Raw genomic sequence first — 19,129 nt, forward strand, 5'->3', positions numbered from 1 at the left:
GCGCAGCGCCGAACTGGCTTAACCCCGGCATTGGGTCCGGGCCGTGCGAACGCGACATAAGGGGTCTTACGTCGCGTCTTTCCCTGACTTCCGATAAGGACAATTTATCGGAAATGGATCGGATGGTGAGAGCTACCTTCGGGTGTCCGCTTCACCCGGTGCGGGGTGGTGCCGATGTGCAATAACAGCTATACGTCATGTCTGCCGACCTCGTCCCGCTCGACCCCGACTCCCGGGTCCCCGCCCAGATCGAGGCCGACGCCGAGTCCGCCCGACGGTTCGCCCAAGCGGCTCGGAGCGACGCGACGCTCCGGGCCTACCGGTCGGACTGGGCCGACTTCGCCGAGTGGTGCGAGAGCCGCCAGCTCGCGGCCATGCCCGCGCGGCCTGAGACGGTCGCCTTATATATAGCGTCGCGCGCCGAGGCCGGACCGGACGACGAGCGTGGGCGACCGACGGCGCCGCTCAAGGTGGCCACGCTCGAGCGGCGAATGGCCGCGGTCTCCCAGGCCCACAAGCTCGCGGGCGTCGAGAGCCCGGCGCTCCGCTCGCGCGAGCCGCTCCACTCCGTCTGGGCCGGGGTCACGCGGACGCTCGGGACGGCCCGGAGCAAGGTGGCCCCGGCGCTCGCGGCCGACGTCGTGGCCATGGCCGGCCAGTGCGACGAGGCCGTCCGGCTGGCGGAGGCGTTCCCCGACGAGGCCAAGCCGGGCGCGGCGCTCCGGGCGAGACGGGACAAGGCGGTCCTGCTCGTGGGGTTCGCCGCGGCCCTCCGCCGGAGCGAGCTCGCGGTGGTGAGGACCGAGCACGTGTCGTACACGCCGGAGGGGCTCCGGCTCCTCATCCCCCGCTCGAAGAGCGACCAGCAAGGCGCGGGCCAGGTCGTCGGCGTGGCCTACGGGAGCCGGCCGGAGACGTGCCCGGTGCGGGCGGCCCGCTCCTACGTCGCCGCTGCGGGGCGCGCTCTGGCCGACCAGGGGCGGCCCTCCCCCCTCTCAGGGGCCGTCTTCCGGTCGGTCGACCGGTGGGGGCGGCTCGGGCACAAGGCCATCACGGGGCGGACCGTCGCCAACGTGGTCAAGCACTACGCCCAAGCGGCCGGGCTCGACCCGGCGCTCTACGCCGGGCACTCGCTGAGGGCGGGGTTCGCCACCACCGCCGCGCGCGCGGGCAAGCCGGACCGGGCCATCCAGAAGCAGACCCGGCACAAGTCGGCCGCCATGCTCGCCGAGTACGTCCGGGAGGGACGGCTCTTCGACGACAACGCCTCCGAGGGGATCGGGCTGTAGACTTGTACGCCGACCGCGCTGAGTACGACAGCCCGTGCGATCTTCCGAGGTCGGGTCGTAGCCTTCAACCCCACTCGCTGCATGAGCCCCTCGGCACCCCCCTTTGTTCCGCCCACGATCCTCGCCCGGCGCAAGACGTCTGACGCCCGGCTGTCCGACCTCCGTTCGGAGGTGCAGTCGATCGACGAGCTCTCCGGGGCGCCGGGGCTGTGCGTCTACGTCACGGGGTCGTACGGGCGGCGCGAGGCCAGCGAGCACTCCGACCTCGACCTCTTCTTCCTGCACGAGGGGACGCGGCAGGAGGCTGGCCTCACAGCGATCCGCGAGACGCTGGTCCAGGCGGACCTCGTCCGGATCAACCGTCGGCTCGGGTTCCCCGAGTTCAGCGGCGACGGGCGCTACCTCCAGTCACACGGCCTCACGGAGATCGAGGCGCACCTTGGGGGGCCGAGCGACGACTATGCCAACCTCTTCACGGCCCGGCTGCTTATGCTCCTGGAGAGCCAGTCGGTCCACAACGCCGACGTGTTCGATCGAGCCTACCGGGGGGTCGTCGAGCTCTACTTCCGGGATTACAAGGGGCATGAGGAGGCGTTCCAGCCGTTTTTCCTCGTCAACGACGTCCTCCGGTTCTGGAAGACCCTGTGCCTAAACTACGAGCACCGGCGGAACCGGGGGGACGAGGGCGAGGCCGCGAAGAACAAGAGCCGCCTGAAGAACCTCAAGCTCCGGTTCAGCCGCTTGAACACGTGCTTCTCTGGGGTCGTCCCGCTCATCGCACCTGGTGCGGAGGGGACGGTCGACGACGTGGTGGCCCGACTCCGGCCGACCCCGAACGAGCGGCTCTCGGCGATAGCCGTCGAGGTGCCGGAGGTCCGGGGGACGGTAGCGCGCCTGCTCGAGTTCTATGCATGGTTCCTGGAACAGACGGGGCGGGCCGAGGAGGACGTTCTGGGTTGGATCGCGGACGAGGACGCACGGACGGAGGCCTTCGAGAAGGCGAGGGCCTACGGGGACACCTACTTTGACCTTCTCCGCGCGTTGTCCGACGACGACACGCTCCGATACCTCGTCGTATGAAGCCCGACGCCCCCGCGTCCACCCCGTCAACCGACCGCCCGGCCCCACGGAGCCGCGTGTTCTACGCGGTCTACATCGAGGACCGGCGCCTGGGGACGTGTCTCGACGCGACGCGGCTGCTGATGGACCCCGCGACCCGGACCCGCGCCCACGTCACCGTTCGAGGGCCGTACGACAAGAGGCTGAGAAGGCTCGATGAGGCGTTCTGGAACGCCCAGCTCAAGCATGAGGTGCTCCGGCTGGTGGAGCCGGGTTCGTTTTTTGGACAGGGTCAGAACACGGTATACCTCCGGTGTGAGGCGCCCGCGCTCCGAGACGTATGGAAAAAACCGGACTACCCAGAGTTCACCCCCCACCTCACGCTGTACGACGGTCCCTCGAGGTCGCACGCCGAGCGGCTTCTCGACCTTCTGACGCGGCGCCCAGCGAAGTACTGCGTACGGTCTATTCAACTCGAACCGCTCCGCTCCCCCCGACGCCCGTACCGATCTCAGACAGAGATCGGACCCGAAGCCCACGTCGATGCCGGCTACCTCTCTCGCGTGGTGGGACGCGACCTCCCGTTGACTGACCTCGACCGTTGGGACGCGGAGAAACGATTCGACGCTCTCGGGGCACTGTGGGGGCACCTCGCCGACGTCTGGGAAGAGAAGTCGAGGACGAGATCGTCCGTGGAGTCCGTGTGCGCCGACGAGGACGACCTGGCAGCGGCGGGGGCTGGCGCCGCGTTCACGAGTCGGCCGTAGCGACGAACTCGGCACGGTGGAACACGTGAGCCTTGAGGACGGGACCCTCTGAGGAGGCCCCCGCGATGAGCATCGTGAACACGCGGGGTAGTCGCTCCGGACGTGAGAACACGTCGGCCAGGCTGGCGAGGTCCCGGCCGCTGGGGTCGGGGGGGTCAAGGGGGTGCGTGTGCCACGTCCCCACGAAGCCGGTGGCCCCACGGGTCGATGCGTCGAGCCGGTCCGTCTCGTCCGCGAGCCCCTCGAACCCGCAGACGAACCGATCTTGGGCCTCGACGCTGTCGGGCGGCGGAGAGCCTACACGGTCGACCCAGACGGTGCGGCGCAGAGCGTCCCACGCGCCGTACACCGGTCCGCCCGTCTCGACGCCGGGACCGAGCCGGGAGTGCGAGTCGTCCACGGCACGTTCAATGTCTTCGACGGCCTCGGGCGTGAGTTTGACGAGGTACCCGCTCCGGGGATCGGACAGGGAGACACGGGGGGAAGCCGAGACCTCCACATGAGGGAGGAGGCCGGAGCCGACGGTGACGTGCGGCGGCGCGGCGAGGAGCGCGACGGGGGCGTCGTTTGGTGGCCCTGCAAGCCGGGCCGTGGCCCAGTTCAGGGCGATCGCGGCGAGACCCCCGAGGTCAGCGGCCGAGCCGACAAAGGTGCTCTCCGAGCACCCTGGCTCGGGGTAGAACGGCGAGGACTCGGCGCCGTCGGCGGCGGGGAAGAATGCGTCCGCGAAGTGGGCCGCGTCGGGCCGGTCGGCGAGCGCGAGCTTGACCTCCCGTTCGAGGTCGGCCACCCCGGCGCCAGCGGGCGCTGGGAGGAGACGGGCGAAGACCCGCTCGGCCCGGCCGTCGACGCCGACTGTGAGGATGGGTACGGCTGCCGAGTTGCTCCGTCGGAGGTCGAGGAGGGCACGGACCGAGGGCGAGGCCGTCGCGTTGACGACGAGGTCGGCCCCGTCGGTCCAGTCCGCGCCCGCTGGGGGACCTTCGGGATACGTGCAAAATGTCATCATCTCGCTGGTCATCCCGAAGAGCAGCGCGTTCCAAGCTAGAGTCGGAGGTCGAGACCGATCGGATCCTACTGGTGGCACGCGAGACCCCATCGGAAGTGGTCGGGGCTCATGGGTGCCTCGCGACCGAGATCGGGTTTGCCGAGGTGTCCGGCCGCTCAAAGGTGGCGGCCTAACCATGCCGTTGAGGGGGCGCTCGGCCGAGGGCTCGTAGCTTGGCCATGTTCCCCCTCCCGTCGATCCCGGTTCGCCCCGTGACTGTCGCTCCGCTTGCTATTAGGCCTACCTCCCAGCGGGATCTCCCTACGGGCGAGTTCGCAGAGGGCAGTCCGACGAAAGCGTGCGGGATGAGCGTGTCGGCGCCCTCGACACTAGCTCTGAGCCTCTGAGTGATGCAGATCTCCGAGGTCACCCGAGTCGAGACGCTGCTCAGCGACACTGTCCTCGATCCGGCCACGGTCGAGGGCGCGCTGCTCTACGCCGCGGTCGCTTTCGCGGGCGCGTGGTTTGTGGCCCGTCTCATTCGCGCTGGCGCCCAGCGAACGCTGGCCCGCCACGAGCAACTCCAGATCGACACGGCCGCGCTCTCGTTTGCCTCGCGGCTGGGTCAGGTTGTGGCCTTCGTGGTCGCGTTCGCCGTCTGGGCGCATCTTATCCCGGAGCTGCGGACGCTGGGGACGGCGCTCCTAGCAGGCGTCTCAGTCGCGTCAGTGGTGATCGGGCTGGCGGCGCAGGGAACGCTAGGCAACCTGGTCGCCGGGCTCTCGCTGCTCATCTACCGGCCGTTCCGTGGTGGCGAGTGGCTGGAGGTGACTACGCCAAATGGCGCCGAGTCGGGCTACGTGGAGGATCTGACGCTGGGCTACACCATCATCCAGACGCTCGACAAGCGCCGGATCGTAGTCCCGAACAGTCTGTTCACGAGCCAGGTGACGGTCAACCAGACGATGCGCGAGCGAGAGGTGACGGTCAACGTCACGGTCCCCATCGTCCACGGGGCCGACGCGCGCCGGGCGTGCGCCGTCCTCGCCGATCTCGCCGAGGCGCACCCGCTCGTGGACGAGGTGGTGGACAGCCGGGTGTCCGAGGTGACCGTGGACGGGACGATTCTTCTAGTGCGCGTGCGGTGCGAGGGAACGCTTCAGGGCCGCGAGATCACGTTCGACGTGCTGGAGCAGGCGCGCGAGCGGTTCGCCGCAGGGGGTATCGACCTGGCTTACCGCTATCGAAATCATGTCCCTAAGCCAGGCGACAACACCAGAGCGGACGGCGACCCACCCGTTCTTCCCCCTGTCCAAGCCTCAACCGAGGCCTCATGAGCTGTCTCCGCCGACTCACGCCCCCCCCGTGGTGCTCGCCGCCGACGTGTTTTGTCCGCTGGGCCGCGAGCCGCAGGACTACGAGCCGGTCGACATGCTCGCCCCGCTCGGGGAACTCCCGCCGTGGCGGATCAGGACGGAATCATCCACAGACCACTCAGCACGAGAGCTCACAGAGCTTGTTTCTCCTTGGAGGGCTCCGTGCGTGGCCGCCATCCGAAAGAGCATCAGCGAGAGCCCTCTCTTGAAATGGACCTAAGGGACCCCTCCTTCCGATGTCGGGCGTCGCGTGGCCTCGGCGCCCTTCTCGTCGCCCTCGCGGTGTACCTGCTCCTCGCCTACGTGCTTGTCCCCTGGGCATGGTCAGAGCATGAGAGGCCTGTCCACCTCGCGCCTGGCTCTTTACCCAAGGTGACCCACAGCGCCGACGGGATTCCAGGTGACCCCCTCAACGTCGGCCTCGTCGGTAGCCGTGAGCAGGTCGTCCGCGCGGTGCTCGCTGCCGGCTGGCGACCGGCCGATCCGATCACGTTCAAGACCAGCGTCGAGATTGCGGGGAGCGTGGCGTTCGACCGTCCCGACCCGGACGCGCCGGTAAGCAACCTCTACGTGTTCGGTCGCAGGCAAGACCTGACCTTCGAGCAGGAGGTGGGGTCGAGCGCCGACCGACGGCACCACGTCCGGTGGTGGAAGACGAGCGAGTTGGACGACGGCGGTAGACCTTTCTGGATCGGCGACGCCTCGTTCGACGTCAGCTCGGGCTTGAGCCACGATACAGGGGAGATCACCCACCACATCGCTCCCGACGTAGACGCCCAGAGAAACCAACTGATGGCAGACCTGAATGGGGCAGGGCAGTTCCAGCGACAGTACCAAATCATGGGCGTCGGTCCCACCCAAGACGGTCGCAACGCCGGCGGTGATCGGTACTACACCGACGGGATGCTGAGCGTAGGCGTTCTCGAGGTGACGACCTTTCCGACAGAGGCCATTGGGCCTGAATCTAATCAGTAAAGGCGATCTCGAAGCTGCGCGCAATCCGCTCAGATGTAGTGCGCCACCCGCTTCCATTCGAGGAACGAAGGCCGGTCGCAACTTCTGGTAGCGATTGACGCACCATTCAACACGGCTCCTCAACGGAGGTGCCGACCTCTGCCGTCACACCACTGCCGCGGCCTCCCAGGTCCTCAACACGGGGTCTGGGAGGCCGCGCGGTGGCTCACCGCCCGGTGTGGTTGTGGACGGTAGCGTCGTCCGGTCCGAGCGACTGAGAGGGCGAGTGCTTGGTGAGGTAGTCGATGGCCCGCTTCATGTCTTCGATCAGCAGCATGGCCATGTCGCGCCCGAACCCGTGTCGCACCAGGATCCGCTGGATCACCAGGTCCTCGCGGTGGGGGGGCATCGCGTAGGCCGGCACGAGCCACCCGCTCGTGCGTAGGCGGTCCGCCAGGTCGAAGAGCGTGTAGGGCACGTCGACGCCCTCCTTGATCGACCAGCACAGCGCCGGGATCCCGCCTTCGCCGTCGTAGAGCATCTCGAACGGGCCGGTCTTCCTGATGGCCTTGGCGAGCGCCTGGGCGGTCTCGTAGCAGGCCGCTTGGATCTTGCGGTAGCCCTCACGGCCCAAGCGCAGGAAGTTGTAGTACTGGCTGATGACCTCGCCGCCGGGGCGCGAGAAGTTCAGCGCGAAGGTGGGCATGTTGCCGCCCAGGTAATTGACGTTGAACACCAAGTCATTGGGCAGATGGTCCCGGTCGCGCCAGACCACCCAGCCGACGCCCAGGGGGGCGAGCCCGAACTTGTGGCCCGACGCGTTGATCGACACCACGCGCTCGAGGCGGAAGTCCCACTCCAGGTCGGGATCGCAAAAGGGCGCGAGGAAGCCTCCGCTCGCCCCGTCCACGTGGATCGGGATGTCGAGCCCGGTGTCCGCCTGGAGCTTGTCGAGGGCCGCCGCGACGTCCGCCACCGGCTCGTACTGGCCGGTGTAGGTCACGCCGAGCGTGGGCACCACGCCGATCGTGTTCTCGTCGCAGCGCTTGATCACCTCCTCGGGGGTCATGATCAGCCGGTCGCCCTCCATCGGGATCTCGCGGATCTCGACGTCCCAGTAGCGGCAGAACTTGTGCCAGCAGACCTGGACCGGCCCGCAGACCAGGTTGGGCGTGTCGGTCGATTTGCCCTCGGCCCGGCGCTTTTCGCGCCAGCGCCACTTCATCGCGAGGCCACCCAGCATGGCCGCCTCGCTCGACCCCGTCGTCGAGGTGCCGATGGTCTCGGCCGCCTCGGGAGAGTTCCACAGGTCGGCGATCATGTGGACGCAGCGCTCCTCAATCGCGGCCGTCTGCGGGTACTCGTCCTTGTCGATCATGTTTTTATCGACCGTCTCCGCCATCAGGTCTCGCACCTCGGGCTCCAGCCAGGTGGTGCAGAAGGTGGCGAGGTTCTGCCGCGAGTTGCCGTCCAGCATCAACTCGTCGTGGACGGCCTCGTAGGCGTGCCTCGCGTCGGTCTCTCCCTTGGGGAAGTAAAACGCTGGCAGTTGGCGTGCGAGGTCGGAGGAGGCGTACGCGTCGTCCAGGACGTCGCTGCGCAGGGTGCTCCCGTTCGTGGTGTGCAGGGCCATGGGTGGTGGGTGGGTGAGGGCGGCGGAGCACCCGTGTGGTAGATGGAACGTCGAGGGGTGGTGCGGGGACGGAGCCGCGAACTAAGCGGTGCCGAACAGGTCCAGCCGGAGACTGACGGAGGCCGACCGGAGGGCTGCGAGGCCTCGGACGCTGTTTCCGTCTCCGTCCAGCGGGGGCGAGAATCCGGACAGGGCCAGCCGGCCGGGCGACACGGCGAGCACGCCGCCGCCGACGCCGCTTTTGCCCGGCAGGCCGACCTCGTACGCGAACGTCCCCGACCCCGTGTAGAGGCCCTCCATCATCATCTCCGCGAGGATGTGAGGGACGACCTCAGCCGAGACCACGCGCTCCCCCGTCGTCGGGTTGACGCCGCCGGCGGCGAGGGTCGCGCCCATCGTCGCGAGGTCGACGGCGGTCACGAGCGTCGAGCACTGGCGCGTGTAGATGTCCACGGCCTCCATCGGGTCCGAGTAGCAGCTGCCCGCCGAGTAGAGCAGCCAGGCGATGGCGCGGTTGTGGAAGTTGGTGGTTTGCTCCGACTGGTTCACCTCGTCCGACAGCTCGATCTGCCGTCCGGCCAGGCGCGACTGCATGTCGAGGATGGCTTTCCAGCGGGCCTCCGCGTTCGCGCCCGGCACCAGGCTGGCGGTCGCGATGGCGCCCGCGTTGACCAGCGGCGACACCGGTTTCCCGCGGTGCAGCTCCAGCGCCATGACCGAGTCGAACGGCAACCCGGTCGGGTCGACGCCGATCTGCGCGCGCACCTTCTCAGGTCCGATCGCCTCCATGACGAGAGCGAGAGTGGGAACCTTCGAGATCGACTCGATCGCGAACGCGTACTGGCTGTCGCCGGCCTGGTGCACCTCGCCCTCCCGAGTCACGGCGGCGACCCCTAGGAGGTCAGAGGGGACCGAGGCGAGGTAGGGGATGTAGTCGGCGTTCTTGCCCCCGCCGAGTGGCTTCGCGTGCTCGTACGCCGTCTCGACGGCGGCTTTGAGGGTGGTGGACTGGGAAGCTTTGGTCGACATGGGGGCTCTCTGAGGGGTTCTCCGGCGTCAGGCTTTGGGCGACGACGAGGCAGGAGCCGCTGGCGAGGCAGGAACGGCCGGTGAAGCGGCAGTCGCGGGGGTCGCTGGCGAGGTGGCTGACTTCTTCTCCCAGCTAAAGGGCTCGAAGTCCGAGTTCTCGGCACGCCAGGTGGGCCGGCGCAGCTTGTAGATCAGAAACGGCAGGCCCACGAAAACGACCGTCCCGAGGACCAGCAGCCCGACGTAGAGCGTCGGGCTGCCGACAGCGACCTGGCTGGGGGGCACGAACGACAGGACGAAGGCCAGAAGAGACCCCAGAAACCCAGCCCCGGCGAAGACCCACATGCCCGCCTTGCCGCCGGGCACCTTGTACGGCCGCGGCGTGTCAGGCTGCGTCCGGCGCAGCCAAAGAGCCGACGCGAACATGAGCAGGTACATGATCAGGTACAGGATGACCGTCAGTTGGGACAGGATCTGGTAGGTGGCCTGAACCGAGGGCAGGACCACGAAGGCCAGCGCCAGCACGCTCACGATCCCAGCCTGCAGATACAGCAGATTGACCGGGGCTCCCGCGGCGTTGGTCTTCTGCAACCCGCGGGGCAGGAAGCCCGCCTTGCCGACCTGAAGGAGACCGGCCGAAGGCCCGGCCACCCAGACAGTCACGCCACCCAGCACGCCGAACGCGAGCATCGCTGCGATGACGGGAGCTAAGAAACCGATGCCGAAGTGAGCGAAGAAGTCGTCGTACGAGACGAGCAGGCTCTGCACCAGATTGATTTGACTGTTCGGAATGATGATGGCGATGGCCAGCGTGCCCAGAACGAAGATGGCCACCGTCGCGATAGACGAGATCAGGATGGCCTTCGGGTAGTTCCGCGCAGGATCGTCGACCTCCTGGACGTGGACCGCGTTCATCTCCATCCCCGCGTAGAAGAGGAAGATGGACGCCGCGAGGACGAGGTTTTTGAAGTTCGAGAAGTCCGGGATGACGTCACCCCAAGCCAGCGTGATCTGGGAGTCCCCAGTCGTGACGAAGTACGCGATGCCGAGGACGATCAGGATGACGGCCGGTATGATGGTCCCCACGATCCCGCCCCACTTCGCGACGCGAGCGAAGAACGCCGTGCCCTTCATCGCGATGAACGTGGCGAGCCAGTAGACGGCCAGCACGATTCCCAGCGTGTAGTACTTGTTTGTTGCCAGCCCCTGGTCCCACGTCTGGTCCGGCCCCATGAACGCCAGAGACACGCCGGCGAAGGTGAGCACGGTCGGGAACCAGATGGTCACCTCGGCCCACAGCATGAACATGGCCAGGAACGCGATCCGCGTCCCGAAGGCCTCACCGACCCAGCGGAAGATCCCGCCCTTCTGCGGCCATCCCGTTGCCAGTTCCGCGGCAACGATGGACACGGGGACCAGGAAGAAGACGGCCGCGAACAAGTAGTAGAAGATCGCAGAGAGGCCGTACTCCGCTTCAGCGGGCAAGCCCCGGAGGCTGACCACGGCCGTGACGTTCATGATCGCCAGCGTGAACACCGTGAGCTTCGCACCCTTGGAGGGGCCAGGCGACGAGTCGCCAAGTGCCGGGGTGCCGGACGGGTTCGCCACAGCGTCGGAATCATGTTTCATGGGGCCTGTCGGTGGTGGGCGAGAGGCGCGCCGAGCGAGGATGCCAGCGCTTCTGCCAACCCAACCTCACTCCTTCACACTATATCCATGTTGACCTGACGCGCCAGTCGATTGTCAGGACACGACGCTTCGTCTTCCATCGTCCGCCACTCTTCGATCCGCCCGCGAACCTCCGCTCTCCATATTCTGTGTGGCTTCACCCGTCCATCCGGTTTCCACGATCTGTCCCTCTCCCTCGTCGTTCGACTGCTTGGCCACTGGCGCCCCAATCGTGGGGCTCGCCAGCGTGAGGCTCAAGGTCTCGGCGAAGACCCGTCCAGGTGGACCATCCGGGCTGAACGCAGTCCGCGACGGGCCTCTGGCGCCTGCGGGGGAGGGTGGATCGTGATGCCTGACGGCCAGAAGTCGCCGCGTGCACGCGGACCTGCGACCAGCACGACTCGGCCGGCCTACGTGGAAGAAATCCACCGGTCGTTCTCTGAGGACGGCCTCTCGCTCTCGGCCCAGGCCACGGCCTACAAGCTCACCGTAGCCGCGGTGCCAGTCGTCGGGCTGGGGCTGGGCCTCTTAAACCAGTTCGTGGGCGCGAGCGCCCGCGACGAGGCCGTCTCGGTCCTGGGCCGGCTGCTCCCGCCCCAGCTGGTCGACGGAGCCGTCTCGGCCCTGCTCTCGCTCTCGTCGTTGCGCGGGCCGCTGACCGCGACCTCCGCCGTTGGCTCGGTTGTGACGGCCGTCCTCGTGTTCTCGACGTTCCGCCGGGCCACGGAGCGGGCCTTGCGCGGGGGCCAGCGGCACGGGCTGGCCGCGGTCCTGTTCGACGCCCGGATGGCGGTGCAGGCCGGTGGTCTGTTCGCCGGCGCCATCGCGGCGGCCTTGCTCGTGGGGACGGTCGGGACCGACGGCCTAGTCGAGCGGCTGCTCCCGTCATCGGCGTGGGCTAAGGCGCTCTCGGGCGGAGTAGGCAACGTGCTGTCGGTGCTGCTGCCAGGCTCTCTGAGCCTGGGCGTAGCCGCCCAGGTGTTTCGGATGGTGCCGCGCCCGCGTCCGCCGTGGCGGAGCGTGGGGGCCGGGGCGCTCGTGACGGCGGTGACGTGGGAGATCGCGCGGACACTCCTCGGCGTCTATCTCGGCTCCTACGGCCCACTCCAGGTCTACAACGGCACGTTGACGGCTTTGGGGGTGGTGCTAGCCGCGCTCCTGTGGGCCTACCTGACCGGTCTGGCGCTGGTGTTGGGAGCCGTGGTGTGTCGCGTTCACGAGGATCGAGCGGCGCTGAGCACGGGCGCCAGATCGCCGCAGCCGACTCTCAGGGTTGAGGGAAAAGGAAGCCGCGAGGCGAGGTGAGGAGACCTCGAAATGCGACACAGCAGGCGCGTCCCGATAGCGACGCGTCCTTAGCAAGCTTTTGTTTTTCTGTGCCGCCGCCGCCAGGGAGCGACCTTCTCCACTGTCCTCCCTCTTTGCCTTCGGGCTCGACTCCTCGCTGGGCCGCCCAAGTCTCTCGCCATGAGTTGGATTCTCGCCCACCTCGCCGTCGTCGCCGTGGCGGCGCTCACGCTCGTCGCCGCCGGGGCGATCCTGCGCGAGCGGCGCTCGTCGCAGTCGACGTTGGCGTGGCTGCTCGCGATCGTGCTGGTGCCCTACGTCGGGCTCCCGCTCTACCTCGCGCTCGGCACCCGGAAGGAGAAGCGGCCCCCGATCCCGTTCCCTGACTTCGCCCAAGCCGACGCGCTCGCCGAGGCCCAGGCCCCCGCTGCCGACCGGCTCATGCGGCGCTACGGGCTGCCGGGCGCCACCGGCGGCAACGCGTTCCGCCTGCTGGGGACCGGCGAGGACGCCTACCGGGCGCTCATCGACTTGGTCGAGGGGGCCGAGCGGTCCGTCTGGGTCACCCTCTTCATCCTGGGCGACGACGACGCCGGGCGCGGCCTGCTCGCCGCGCTGGCGGACGCCGCGGGCCGGGGCCTCGACGTGCGGCTGTCGCTGGACGCACTCGGGTCGCGGCCACTCCCCAAGGCCCGGCTGGCGCCGCTACAGCAGGCCGGCGGGCACGTCGCCTTTTTCGAGCCCCTGCTGCACCAGCCGTTCCGTGGGCGCTCGAACCTGCGCAACCACCGCAAGATCTTCCTGGCCGACGAGGCCAGGGTCATGGCCGGCGGCATGAACGTAGCGCATGAGTACATGGGGCCGACCCCCGACCCGGAGCGGTGGCACGACTTGTCGTTCCGCATCGACGGCCCGGCCGTGGCCGACTTCGTGGCCCTGTTCCGGTCCGACTGGGCGTGGGCGAGCCGGGAGCCGCTCCCGGCCCCGGCGCCCCGGCCGGTGCCCGCCGGTCCGTCGACGGTCCAGGTGGTACCGGCGGGGCCGGACGTGGCCTCGGACGCGCTCTTCGACCTGGTGCTCTCGCTCGCGTTCGGGGCGCATGAGCGGCTGTGGATCGTGACGCCGTACTTCGTGCCCGAGGACGCGCTGGCACGAGCGCTTGCCCTCGCGGCCCGGCGCGACGTCGACGTGCGGCTGGTGGTGCCGGACCCCTCGAACCACCGGCTCGCCGACCTCGCGCGCGGCCCGGCGCTCCGCGACCTCGACGCGGCCGGCGGCCGGGTGCTCCGGCACACGGGGATGATCCACGCCAAGGCGCTCGTGGCCGACGACGTGGCGCTGGTGGGCTCGGCCAACCTGGACGGCCGGAGCCTGTTCCTCAACAGCGAGGTGACCGTGGTGGTCTACGACGCGCCCAACGTCGAGGCCGTGGCCAGCTGGATCGAGCGGCTGGGTGACGCGTCGACGCCGGGCGTCGAGGGGGTCGGGCCGGGCCGCCAGCTAGCCGAGGGCGCCGCCGGTCTCGTGGGGCCGCTGCTGTAGTTGGGGGGGTGGCCGCCGCGTCTACTCTACGAGGTCGGAACGTCGGGTAGGGACTCCACCTGCTCCTTCGTCAGCGAGAGGAGCACGTAGTCCTCGTGCATCTGCTCCGTCGCCGAGAGAGGGATCGAGATCGTCCTCTTGCCCCAGAGGTGCCCGTGATGGAGCACAAGGTGCGTCGCGTGTCCGCTCCCCTGCTCAACGACAAACGCGCCCACGGTCCCCACGTAGCCGTCGCTGGAATCCACTGACGCCCCGCGTCGGAATGCGATCTCGTCCGGGGGGACGCGGTCTTCCTCGACGGCCACCGGCTGGTCCGGCCGGAGGTACGGCCATCCGAGTTCGAACGGGTCTCCCGCGAGTGGGTTGAGAGCCAGTGGATCTGCGGCTTCGTCGTACGGCACGTACTCCACCTGGCGGAATGAGTCGCAAGCCTCCACCTCCGGCGCTGTCATGGCGAGGTGGAGGCCTCGGATGTCGCTGTGGTCGATGGCCTGGACCGGCACGAGCCGAGGGGCGCCGAGATGGCCGACCTGCACCACCACGTGCGTCACGTCTGCCGTGCGGGGGTCGTAGATGACGCGGATCACGTGGCCCGTCGTCCCATCGCGAAACGTGGCCTTCGCATTCGGAGAGATGTTCATTGGGGTGCCTGTCAGGGCGGGAAGGGGGGCGAGCACGATTCGACGGCTGACTGAGCCGGCCAGGCGACTCTGTCTACGGCACAACCGTCGAGCTGCCGCTGAGCCAGGCCTTCTGCTCTGCAGTGAGCGGTTCCACGTCGTACATCTCCGTGACGCCAACGCCTTCTATACCCGTCGCGGCGTCGTAGACGTCCTGTCTGTAGTCGTCAGCGTGGGAATGGCTGGGGTCCCCGCCGTCTGGGCGGCCGGGCCACTGGCACGCGGCGAGGGGGAGGAGTGCGAGCAGGAGGAGTCCACGCATGACGGGAAGGGCAGGGAGGGTGCCAGCCAGAGGGGCAGCCGCGGGTCGCGGTCCGAGCGGGGCGAAGTGGGAGTGCTTCGTTCCGAGCTTCTAACGTCTCGCTCGGTCCACGTCCTCCCATTGACCCGTTGCGCCAGAGGACTACCCCGAGGCGACGTTGCACACCCCACTAGCAGTGGCGGAGCCAGAGACGACGGAGTACCCGAGCGACACAGGCTCAGGCTAGGCCTCCGCGCGGACCGACCGGTACGCCCCCGGCGTCACGCCCGTCCACCTCTTGAAGGCCCGGTGGAACGCGCTCGGCTCCGAGTACCCCAGGAGGAACGCGACCTCGTGGATCGTCCCCTGATTCCCAGAGAGGTGGCGCGTCGCGATGTCGCGCCGGACGTCATCGATGACCTGCTGAAACGTCGTCCCCTCGTCGGCCAGGTGACGCTGCAACGTCCGCTCGCCCAGGGCGAGGTCGGCGGCCACGTCCGCCAGCACTGGGACGGAGCCCCGGAGGCGCTGCTCGACGCTCGCGGCTGCGCGGCTACTAACGGTTTGTGCCTGCTGGTCGACCAACCGGTCAGCCTCGCGCTCGAACACGGCGTGGAGCTCGGGGCTGGCCTCCACTCCCCGCCAGCGTAGGGCGGTGGGCTCGAACGCCAGACGGTAGAGCTCGGCCCCGAACGTCGGCACCACGCCGAACACCTCCTCGTGCGTCACCGTCCCCGTCGTCGGCTGCTCGTGCGCGAACGCGACGGTGAGCACGGGCAGGGGGCGACCGGTCAGCCTCTTCGCGAAGGAGGTGAAGGCCGCCATCGCCGCTTCGAGCGACTGGCGGCAGGCGCTGAGCGGATATGGGGGGGTGCCCATCTCGATCTCGAGCGCCGCTGCGTGGTCGCTCCCACCCCGCACCAGCCGAGTCTGCCGGTCAGGCGCAACGAGCATGTAGTAGCGCGCCAGGGCACCGAAGGCTTCTCCCAACGTCTCAGAGCTGAGCATGAGGTAGCCCACGATCGAGAGCTCGGACGGTCGCGACTGGCTTCCCATGTGGAGCCCGAAGTCGGGGTCGCCGCTTTCCTCCGCAGCCGACACCCAAAGCATCGCCATCTGTTCCCCCCCCACCCAGCCGTCCAGGTCGTTCAGTGCGTCGTCGGTAAGCCTCGCTGCCGTCTGGAGCACTCGGCGACGTGCTCCCTTTTCGACCGCGCAGCGGATCACGCCGCGAGCGTGACGAGCCGGGACGGCATGGCGAGACGAGGATCGGTGGACCGTCGGAGAGACCGGCGGTCGGGCCAGGGAAGAATCGAACATCGGGTCGAGGCGCGCGTGAATCTACTCGCCGAGCAAAACGTCGTGATAGGGATGCAGCGCGGCGCGCAGAGTCAATCCACAGAGAGCCATCAGGGATACTCTGACTCAAGACCTCGGTTTCACCTTTTGTTCTTAAAACGTGCCCGACCCCATCAGCCCCCAGCCACCTAAAACTTCAGGGCGCCCCCCCGATGCGTCTCCGGTGGAACCGGCTGATCGAGCGAGCCCCGGCGTGCCCCCGCCCGGCCCCTCCAGTGCCGGGGGCGTCCCGGGCCAGGACAGGCCCCTCCACGATGACGATGGCCTGGCCCCCGAGCCCTCTTCGTGGCCGGTCTTTCTCTGACGTCCGCTGCTTACTCCGCCACACTCGTCCAGCGGAGCCGTGCGCCCTCCGTTGCGTCGTACCCACAGGTCGTCGAGGGGCGGGCGAAGTGCTGGCCTCTCGCTGGCGGGCCGCCCGGCGTACGACTCATCGTGGAGTGCCCGACGGAGCGCTTGGTCCTCCAGGATGTCCCGGAGGCAGATTGGGGTGGTTTCGCTCTGGAGCGCCTGCTGCTGGCGACGGGCCAGCGCACTGGGCGGAGGTGGGCGCTTGGGAAACAGCACACGCCCGATCACCACGGCCGCCCACACGGCCATCAGGACGAACGTCGGCGAAGAGGACATCTGTGACGAGGGCTCCCAGCGAAAAGACGGGTGGAGGCGTCGGCATGGCACGGGACGCAGGTGCGTGGTCTTTAGGGCGCGGCCGGCGGAGCCCGACACTCTGCGCCGTTTGGGCGCCTGAACCTCAGCGGCCTCCGACAACGTCGGCGCGCGCCCAGCGCTACACAGTGACTGAGCGCGACAGACGACATGCGGGGCACGACAACGGATGGCCGTAGAAGGTGACCTCGTCTCGATGCCTCGGCTCCTAACGAGCGTTTGAGCGTCTCTCGGCGGGGGTGTCCATCCAGACGGGACAAGCTCAGGGCGGAGGCCAGAGGTTGCACGCCCGCTGGCGGGATCGGTCAACACTCTGGCACATCCTGCTAGTGGCAACCGGGTGGTCCGGGGGGAGCGTGTGTCGTCCGCCCCCTCACGCTTCTGCCACGCTTCTGCGCCCTCTCCCGCTTTCAACGCCGATGAACACCCTTCTCTACCGCCAGCTCCTCGTCGCGCTGACTATGGCCGCCGTCCTCGCATTGACGGGCTGCTCCCAGCGCGACGAGCCCGCCGTCGCCGCCGCCGAGGCCGATGTGGTCCTCGCAACTCCTGACACGTCCCTGTTCGACGATTCCATCGACCCCTACGAGCCCCACCGCCGCCGGCTCGACGCCGCGCGCCGGCACGTTGCGGCCTCGCGCCCCGACAGCGCTGCCGGGGAGATGGAGCGGGCCGCCCGAGAGCTCCGTGTCCGAGCGCAGGCGGCAGGGGGGGGTGAATCAACCCGGGTTTGCCGGAGACCGGATTACGTGAGTGCCGCCTCGGTGACCTGAGTCTCCAAGCGGCGGTAGAAAGCGTCTTCGTACTCGGCTGGCGGAAGGTAGCCGAGAGGCTCGAGCAGGCGCCGCTCGTTGAACCACCACACCCATTCCAGCGTGGCGAGTTCGACGTCTTCGAGGCCGCGCCACGGCCCGTTGCGGTGGATCTCCTCGGTCTTGAACAAGCCGATCACCGTCTCAGCCAGGGCGTTGTCGTAGGAATCTCCCTTGCTTCCGACCGACGGCTCGATGCCCGCCTCGGAGAGCCGCTCGGTGTAGCGAATGGACAGGTATTGAACGCCCCTATCGCTATGGTGAACGAGGGGATCGTCGCCGACCGAGCGCTCGCAGATGGCCTGCTCCAGCGCGTCGAGCGCCAAGTCGCTCCGCAGCGAGTTCGACACGCGCCAGCCGACGATGCGCCGCGAGAACACGTCGATCACGAAGGCGACATAGACGAAGCCGCGCCAGGTGGCGACGTAGGTCAGGTCCGACACCCAGAGCTGGTTGGGGCGCTCGGCGGTGAAGTCGCGCTCCACCAAATCGAGCGGGCGCTCGGCCAGATCCGCCGGTACGGTCGTGCGGACACGGCGGCCCCGCGTGACGCCGCGCAGACCCATTGTGCGCATCAGCCGGGCGACGGTGCAGCGGGCGACCACGAAGCCTTCGCGTTTCAACTGCTTCCAGACCTTCTTTGCGCCGTAGACCGAGCGGTTCTCGTCCCACACGCGCTGGATCTCAGCACGCAGGGCCTCGTCGCTCTGTGACCGCGCCGAGCGCAGGGCCGGATCGGACTGGCGGGCTTTGGCGGCGTAGTAGGTCGACGGAGCGATCGGCAGAACCTTGCAGATCGGCTCGACTCCGTAGGCCTCGCGGTGGTCGTCGATGAACGTGATCATCGTCTCGGTCGGCGGTCGAGCTCCGCCTGTGCGAAATACGCGGACGCCTTGCGGAGGATCTCGTTGGCGCGGCGCAGCTCGCGGTTCTCGCGCTCCAACTCCTTCAGCCGCGCTCGGTCGTCGGTGGAGGGGCCGGCGCGACGGCCGTGGTCGCGCTCAGCCTGGCGAACCCAGTTGCGGAGCGTCTCGGCGGTGCAGCCGATCTTCTCGGCCACCGAGCGGATGGCGGCCCACTGCGAGGGGTGGTCGTGCTCGTGGTCGAAGACGAGGCGGACGGCGCGCTGCCGGACCTCGGGGGAATAGCGGGTGGACTTGCTCATGGCTCCAAGTTGTCAAGGATGGGAGCCTCCGGCAAACCCGGGTTGATTCAGACGAGACCATCGCCCGACACTGGAGCGGCGCTGTCCACGCTCGGATCGTCGTCCAGGAGCCCGATCTCGGCTGCGAGACGACGCGCCTCGGCCCAGATGTGCCGGTGGGAGATCCCGCGCTTCGAGAGCACGCGCCGCTGGTGCTCGCCGTAGCCCGCCGCCGACGAATCGACATCGCGGTCGCAGAGCGTAAGGAAGTCGGCCTTCGTGCGGAGCCGGTGGAAGATGCCGGGACACCGATGAGCCTCGTGCAGCTGGCGGAAGGCTTTGAGGACGCGCCACTCTCGTGCGAGGCGTCGGAGGCGCGTGCTCGTGCGATCTGAAATGCGCGCGTCGTCGGGCTTCTCGCGGAGCTGTTCCAAGAGCGACTCCACCGCTTCGCGGGTCTCGCCCACCCACGCCGCGAGACGCTCAGCCGTCTGCGCGTTTCGGCCTGTGACGCGCTCCGGGAACGGGTTCGCCGGGAGCACCGGCGTTTGGAATGCGAGCGCAACGTCGGCCAGGAGGCGACTCTTTGCGTCGGCTCTCAGCTCGAGTGTTGAACGCGAGTCCGATGAGTCAGC

General features: G+C 68.5%; 18 protein-coding genes and 1 other annotated feature. Of the genes, 9 read left to right on the plus strand and 9 right to left on the minus strand.

All coding sequences use genetic code 11. From position 1 onward, the window contains the following. The first annotated feature begins 197 nt into the window (after positions 1-197). From RQM47_RS16905 to RQM47_RS16915, 3 genes are all read left to right on the plus strand, one after another. Entirely contained in the window at positions 198-1,289 is a 1,092-nt protein-coding gene (locus RQM47_RS16905; RefSeq protein ID WP_314009870.1) for a site-specific integrase, read from the plus strand. An 81-nt stretch (positions 1,290-1,370) separates the two neighbouring features. Next, the gene (locus RQM47_RS16910) at positions 1,371-2,369 is read left to right on the plus strand and encodes a nucleotidyltransferase domain-containing protein (protein WP_314009871.1); all 999 of its coding nucleotides are present in this window, start codon (positions 1,371-1,373) and stop codon (positions 2,367-2,369) included. Beyond that, entirely contained in the window at positions 2,366-3,115 is a 750-nt protein-coding gene (locus RQM47_RS16915) for a hypothetical protein (RefSeq protein ID WP_314009873.1), read from the plus strand. The genes RQM47_RS16910 and RQM47_RS16915 overlap by 4 nt, the downstream gene beginning before the upstream one ends. On the opposite strand, the gene RQM47_RS16920 is transcribed toward RQM47_RS16915, so the two are convergent. Then, positions 3,099-4,136, minus strand: coding sequence for a Mov34/MPN/PAD-1 family protein (locus RQM47_RS16920; RefSeq protein WP_314009875.1), 1,038 nt, complete (start codon positions 4,134-4,136; stop codon positions 3,099-3,101). The genes RQM47_RS16915 and RQM47_RS16920 overlap by 17 nt on opposite strands. Before the next feature lie 377 nt (positions 4,137-4,513). Here RQM47_RS16920 and RQM47_RS16925 point away from each other — a divergent pair, with 377 nt between their 5' ends. The 3 genes from RQM47_RS16925 to RQM47_RS16935 all read left to right on the plus strand — a co-directional run bounded on the left by RQM47_RS16925 (position 4,514) and on the right by RQM47_RS16935 (position 6,454). After that, the gene (locus RQM47_RS16925; protein WP_314009877.1) at positions 4,514-5,440 is read left to right on the plus strand and encodes a mechanosensitive ion channel family protein; all 927 of its coding nucleotides are present in this window, start codon (positions 4,514-4,516) and stop codon (positions 5,438-5,440) included. Between the two features lie 31 nt (positions 5,441-5,471). Further along, positions 5,472-5,699, plus strand: coding sequence for a hypothetical protein (locus RQM47_RS16930; RefSeq protein WP_314009879.1), 228 nt, complete (start codon positions 5,472-5,474; stop codon positions 5,697-5,699). Positions 5,700-5,761: 62 nt separating this feature from the next. After that, on the plus strand, positions 5,762-6,454 hold the full coding sequence (locus RQM47_RS16935) for an LssY C-terminal domain-containing protein (RefSeq protein WP_314009881.1): 693 nt from the start codon (positions 5,762-5,764) through the stop codon (positions 6,452-6,454). A 205-nt stretch (positions 6,455-6,659) separates the two neighbouring features. Here RQM47_RS16935 and RQM47_RS16940 read toward each other — a convergent pair whose 3' ends face one another. The 3 genes from RQM47_RS16940 to gadC all read right to left on the minus strand — a co-directional run bounded on the left by RQM47_RS16940 (position 6,660) and on the right by gadC (position 10,724). Continuing rightward, entirely contained in the window at positions 6,660-8,066 is a 1,407-nt protein-coding gene (locus tag RQM47_RS16940; protein WP_314009882.1) for a glutamate decarboxylase, read from the minus strand. 81 nt (positions 8,067-8,147) lie between these two features. Next, positions 8,148-9,095 carry a glutaminase A gene (gene glsA / locus RQM47_RS16945; RefSeq protein ID WP_314009884.1) on the minus strand — a complete coding sequence of 316 codons (948 nt, stop codon included), beginning with the start codon at positions 9,093-9,095 and terminating at the stop codon, positions 8,148-8,150. 27 nt (positions 9,096-9,122) lie between these two features. Further along, entirely contained in the window at positions 9,123-10,724 is a 1,602-nt protein-coding gene (gene gadC / locus RQM47_RS16950) for a putative glutamine/gamma-aminobutyrate antiporter GadC (protein ID WP_314009885.1), read from the minus strand. 453 nt (positions 10,725-11,177) lie between these two features. On the opposite strand from gadC, the gene RQM47_RS16955 reads away from it, so the two are divergent. Both RQM47_RS16955 and RQM47_RS16960 read left to right on the plus strand, forming a co-directional pair. Next, a complete protein-coding gene (locus RQM47_RS16955; RefSeq protein WP_314009887.1) occupies positions 11,178-12,068 on the plus strand; it encodes a YihY/virulence factor BrkB family protein in 891 nt (296 codons plus the stop codon). 162 nt (positions 12,069-12,230) lie between these two features. Next, complete coding sequence (locus tag RQM47_RS16960) at positions 12,231-13,592, plus strand: phospholipase D-like domain-containing protein (RefSeq protein WP_314009888.1); 1,362 nt, start codon at positions 12,231-12,233, stop codon at positions 13,590-13,592. A gap of 26 nt (positions 13,593-13,618) precedes the next feature. On the opposite strand, the gene RQM47_RS16965 is transcribed toward RQM47_RS16960, so the two are convergent. The 3 genes from RQM47_RS16965 to RQM47_RS16975 form a co-directional block, all read right to left on the minus strand. Further along, positions 13,619-14,233, minus strand: a complete 615-nt coding sequence (locus RQM47_RS16965; RefSeq protein ID WP_314009889.1) for a PRC-barrel domain-containing protein — start codon at positions 14,231-14,233, stop codon at positions 13,619-13,621. Between the two features lie 73 nt (positions 14,234-14,306). Continuing rightward, on the minus strand, positions 14,307-14,534 hold the full coding sequence (locus RQM47_RS16970) for a hypothetical protein (RefSeq protein WP_314009890.1): 228 nt from the start codon (positions 14,532-14,534) through the stop codon (positions 14,307-14,309). Between the two features lie 222 nt (positions 14,535-14,756). Beyond that, positions 14,757-15,833, minus strand: a complete 1,077-nt coding sequence (locus RQM47_RS16975; RefSeq protein ID WP_314009892.1) for an AraC family transcriptional regulator — start codon at positions 15,831-15,833, stop codon at positions 14,757-14,759. A 1,124-nt stretch (positions 15,834-16,957) separates the two neighbouring features. Here RQM47_RS16975 and RQM47_RS16980 point away from each other — a divergent pair. Next, positions 16,958-17,311 (plus strand): hypothetical protein, encoded by a 354-nt coding sequence (locus RQM47_RS16980; RefSeq protein WP_314009893.1) that lies wholly within the window; start codon positions 16,958-16,960, stop codon positions 17,309-17,311. Here RQM47_RS16980 and RQM47_RS16985 read toward each other — a convergent pair. Next, positions 17,284-18,515 (minus strand): IS3 family transposase gene (locus tag RQM47_RS16985; RefSeq protein ID WP_409945781.1). Its coding sequence is split into 2 segments (ribosomal slippage): positions 17,284-18,233 and positions 18,233-18,515, totalling 1,233 coding nucleotides; the frame shifts between segments, so codons are not numbered across the junction. The two genes, RQM47_RS16980 and RQM47_RS16985, sit on opposite strands and share 28 nt — an antisense overlap. Further along, positions 18,121-18,237, minus strand: a sequence feature (AL1L pseudoknot). It overlaps the preceding gene by 117 nt. Before the next feature lie 47 nt (positions 18,516-18,562). Next, positions 18,563-19,036: a hypothetical protein gene (locus RQM47_RS16990; protein ID WP_314009894.1), complete on the minus strand. Its 474-nt coding sequence runs from the start codon at positions 19,034-19,036 to the stop codon at positions 18,563-18,565. Positions 19,037-19,129 lie beyond the last annotated feature (93 nt).

It is taken from the genome of Rubrivirga sp. S365, assembly GCF_032248475.1.
GTDB classification, from domain to species: Bacteria; Bacteroidota; Rhodothermia; order Rhodothermales; family Rubricoccaceae; genus Rubrivirga; species Rubrivirga litoralis.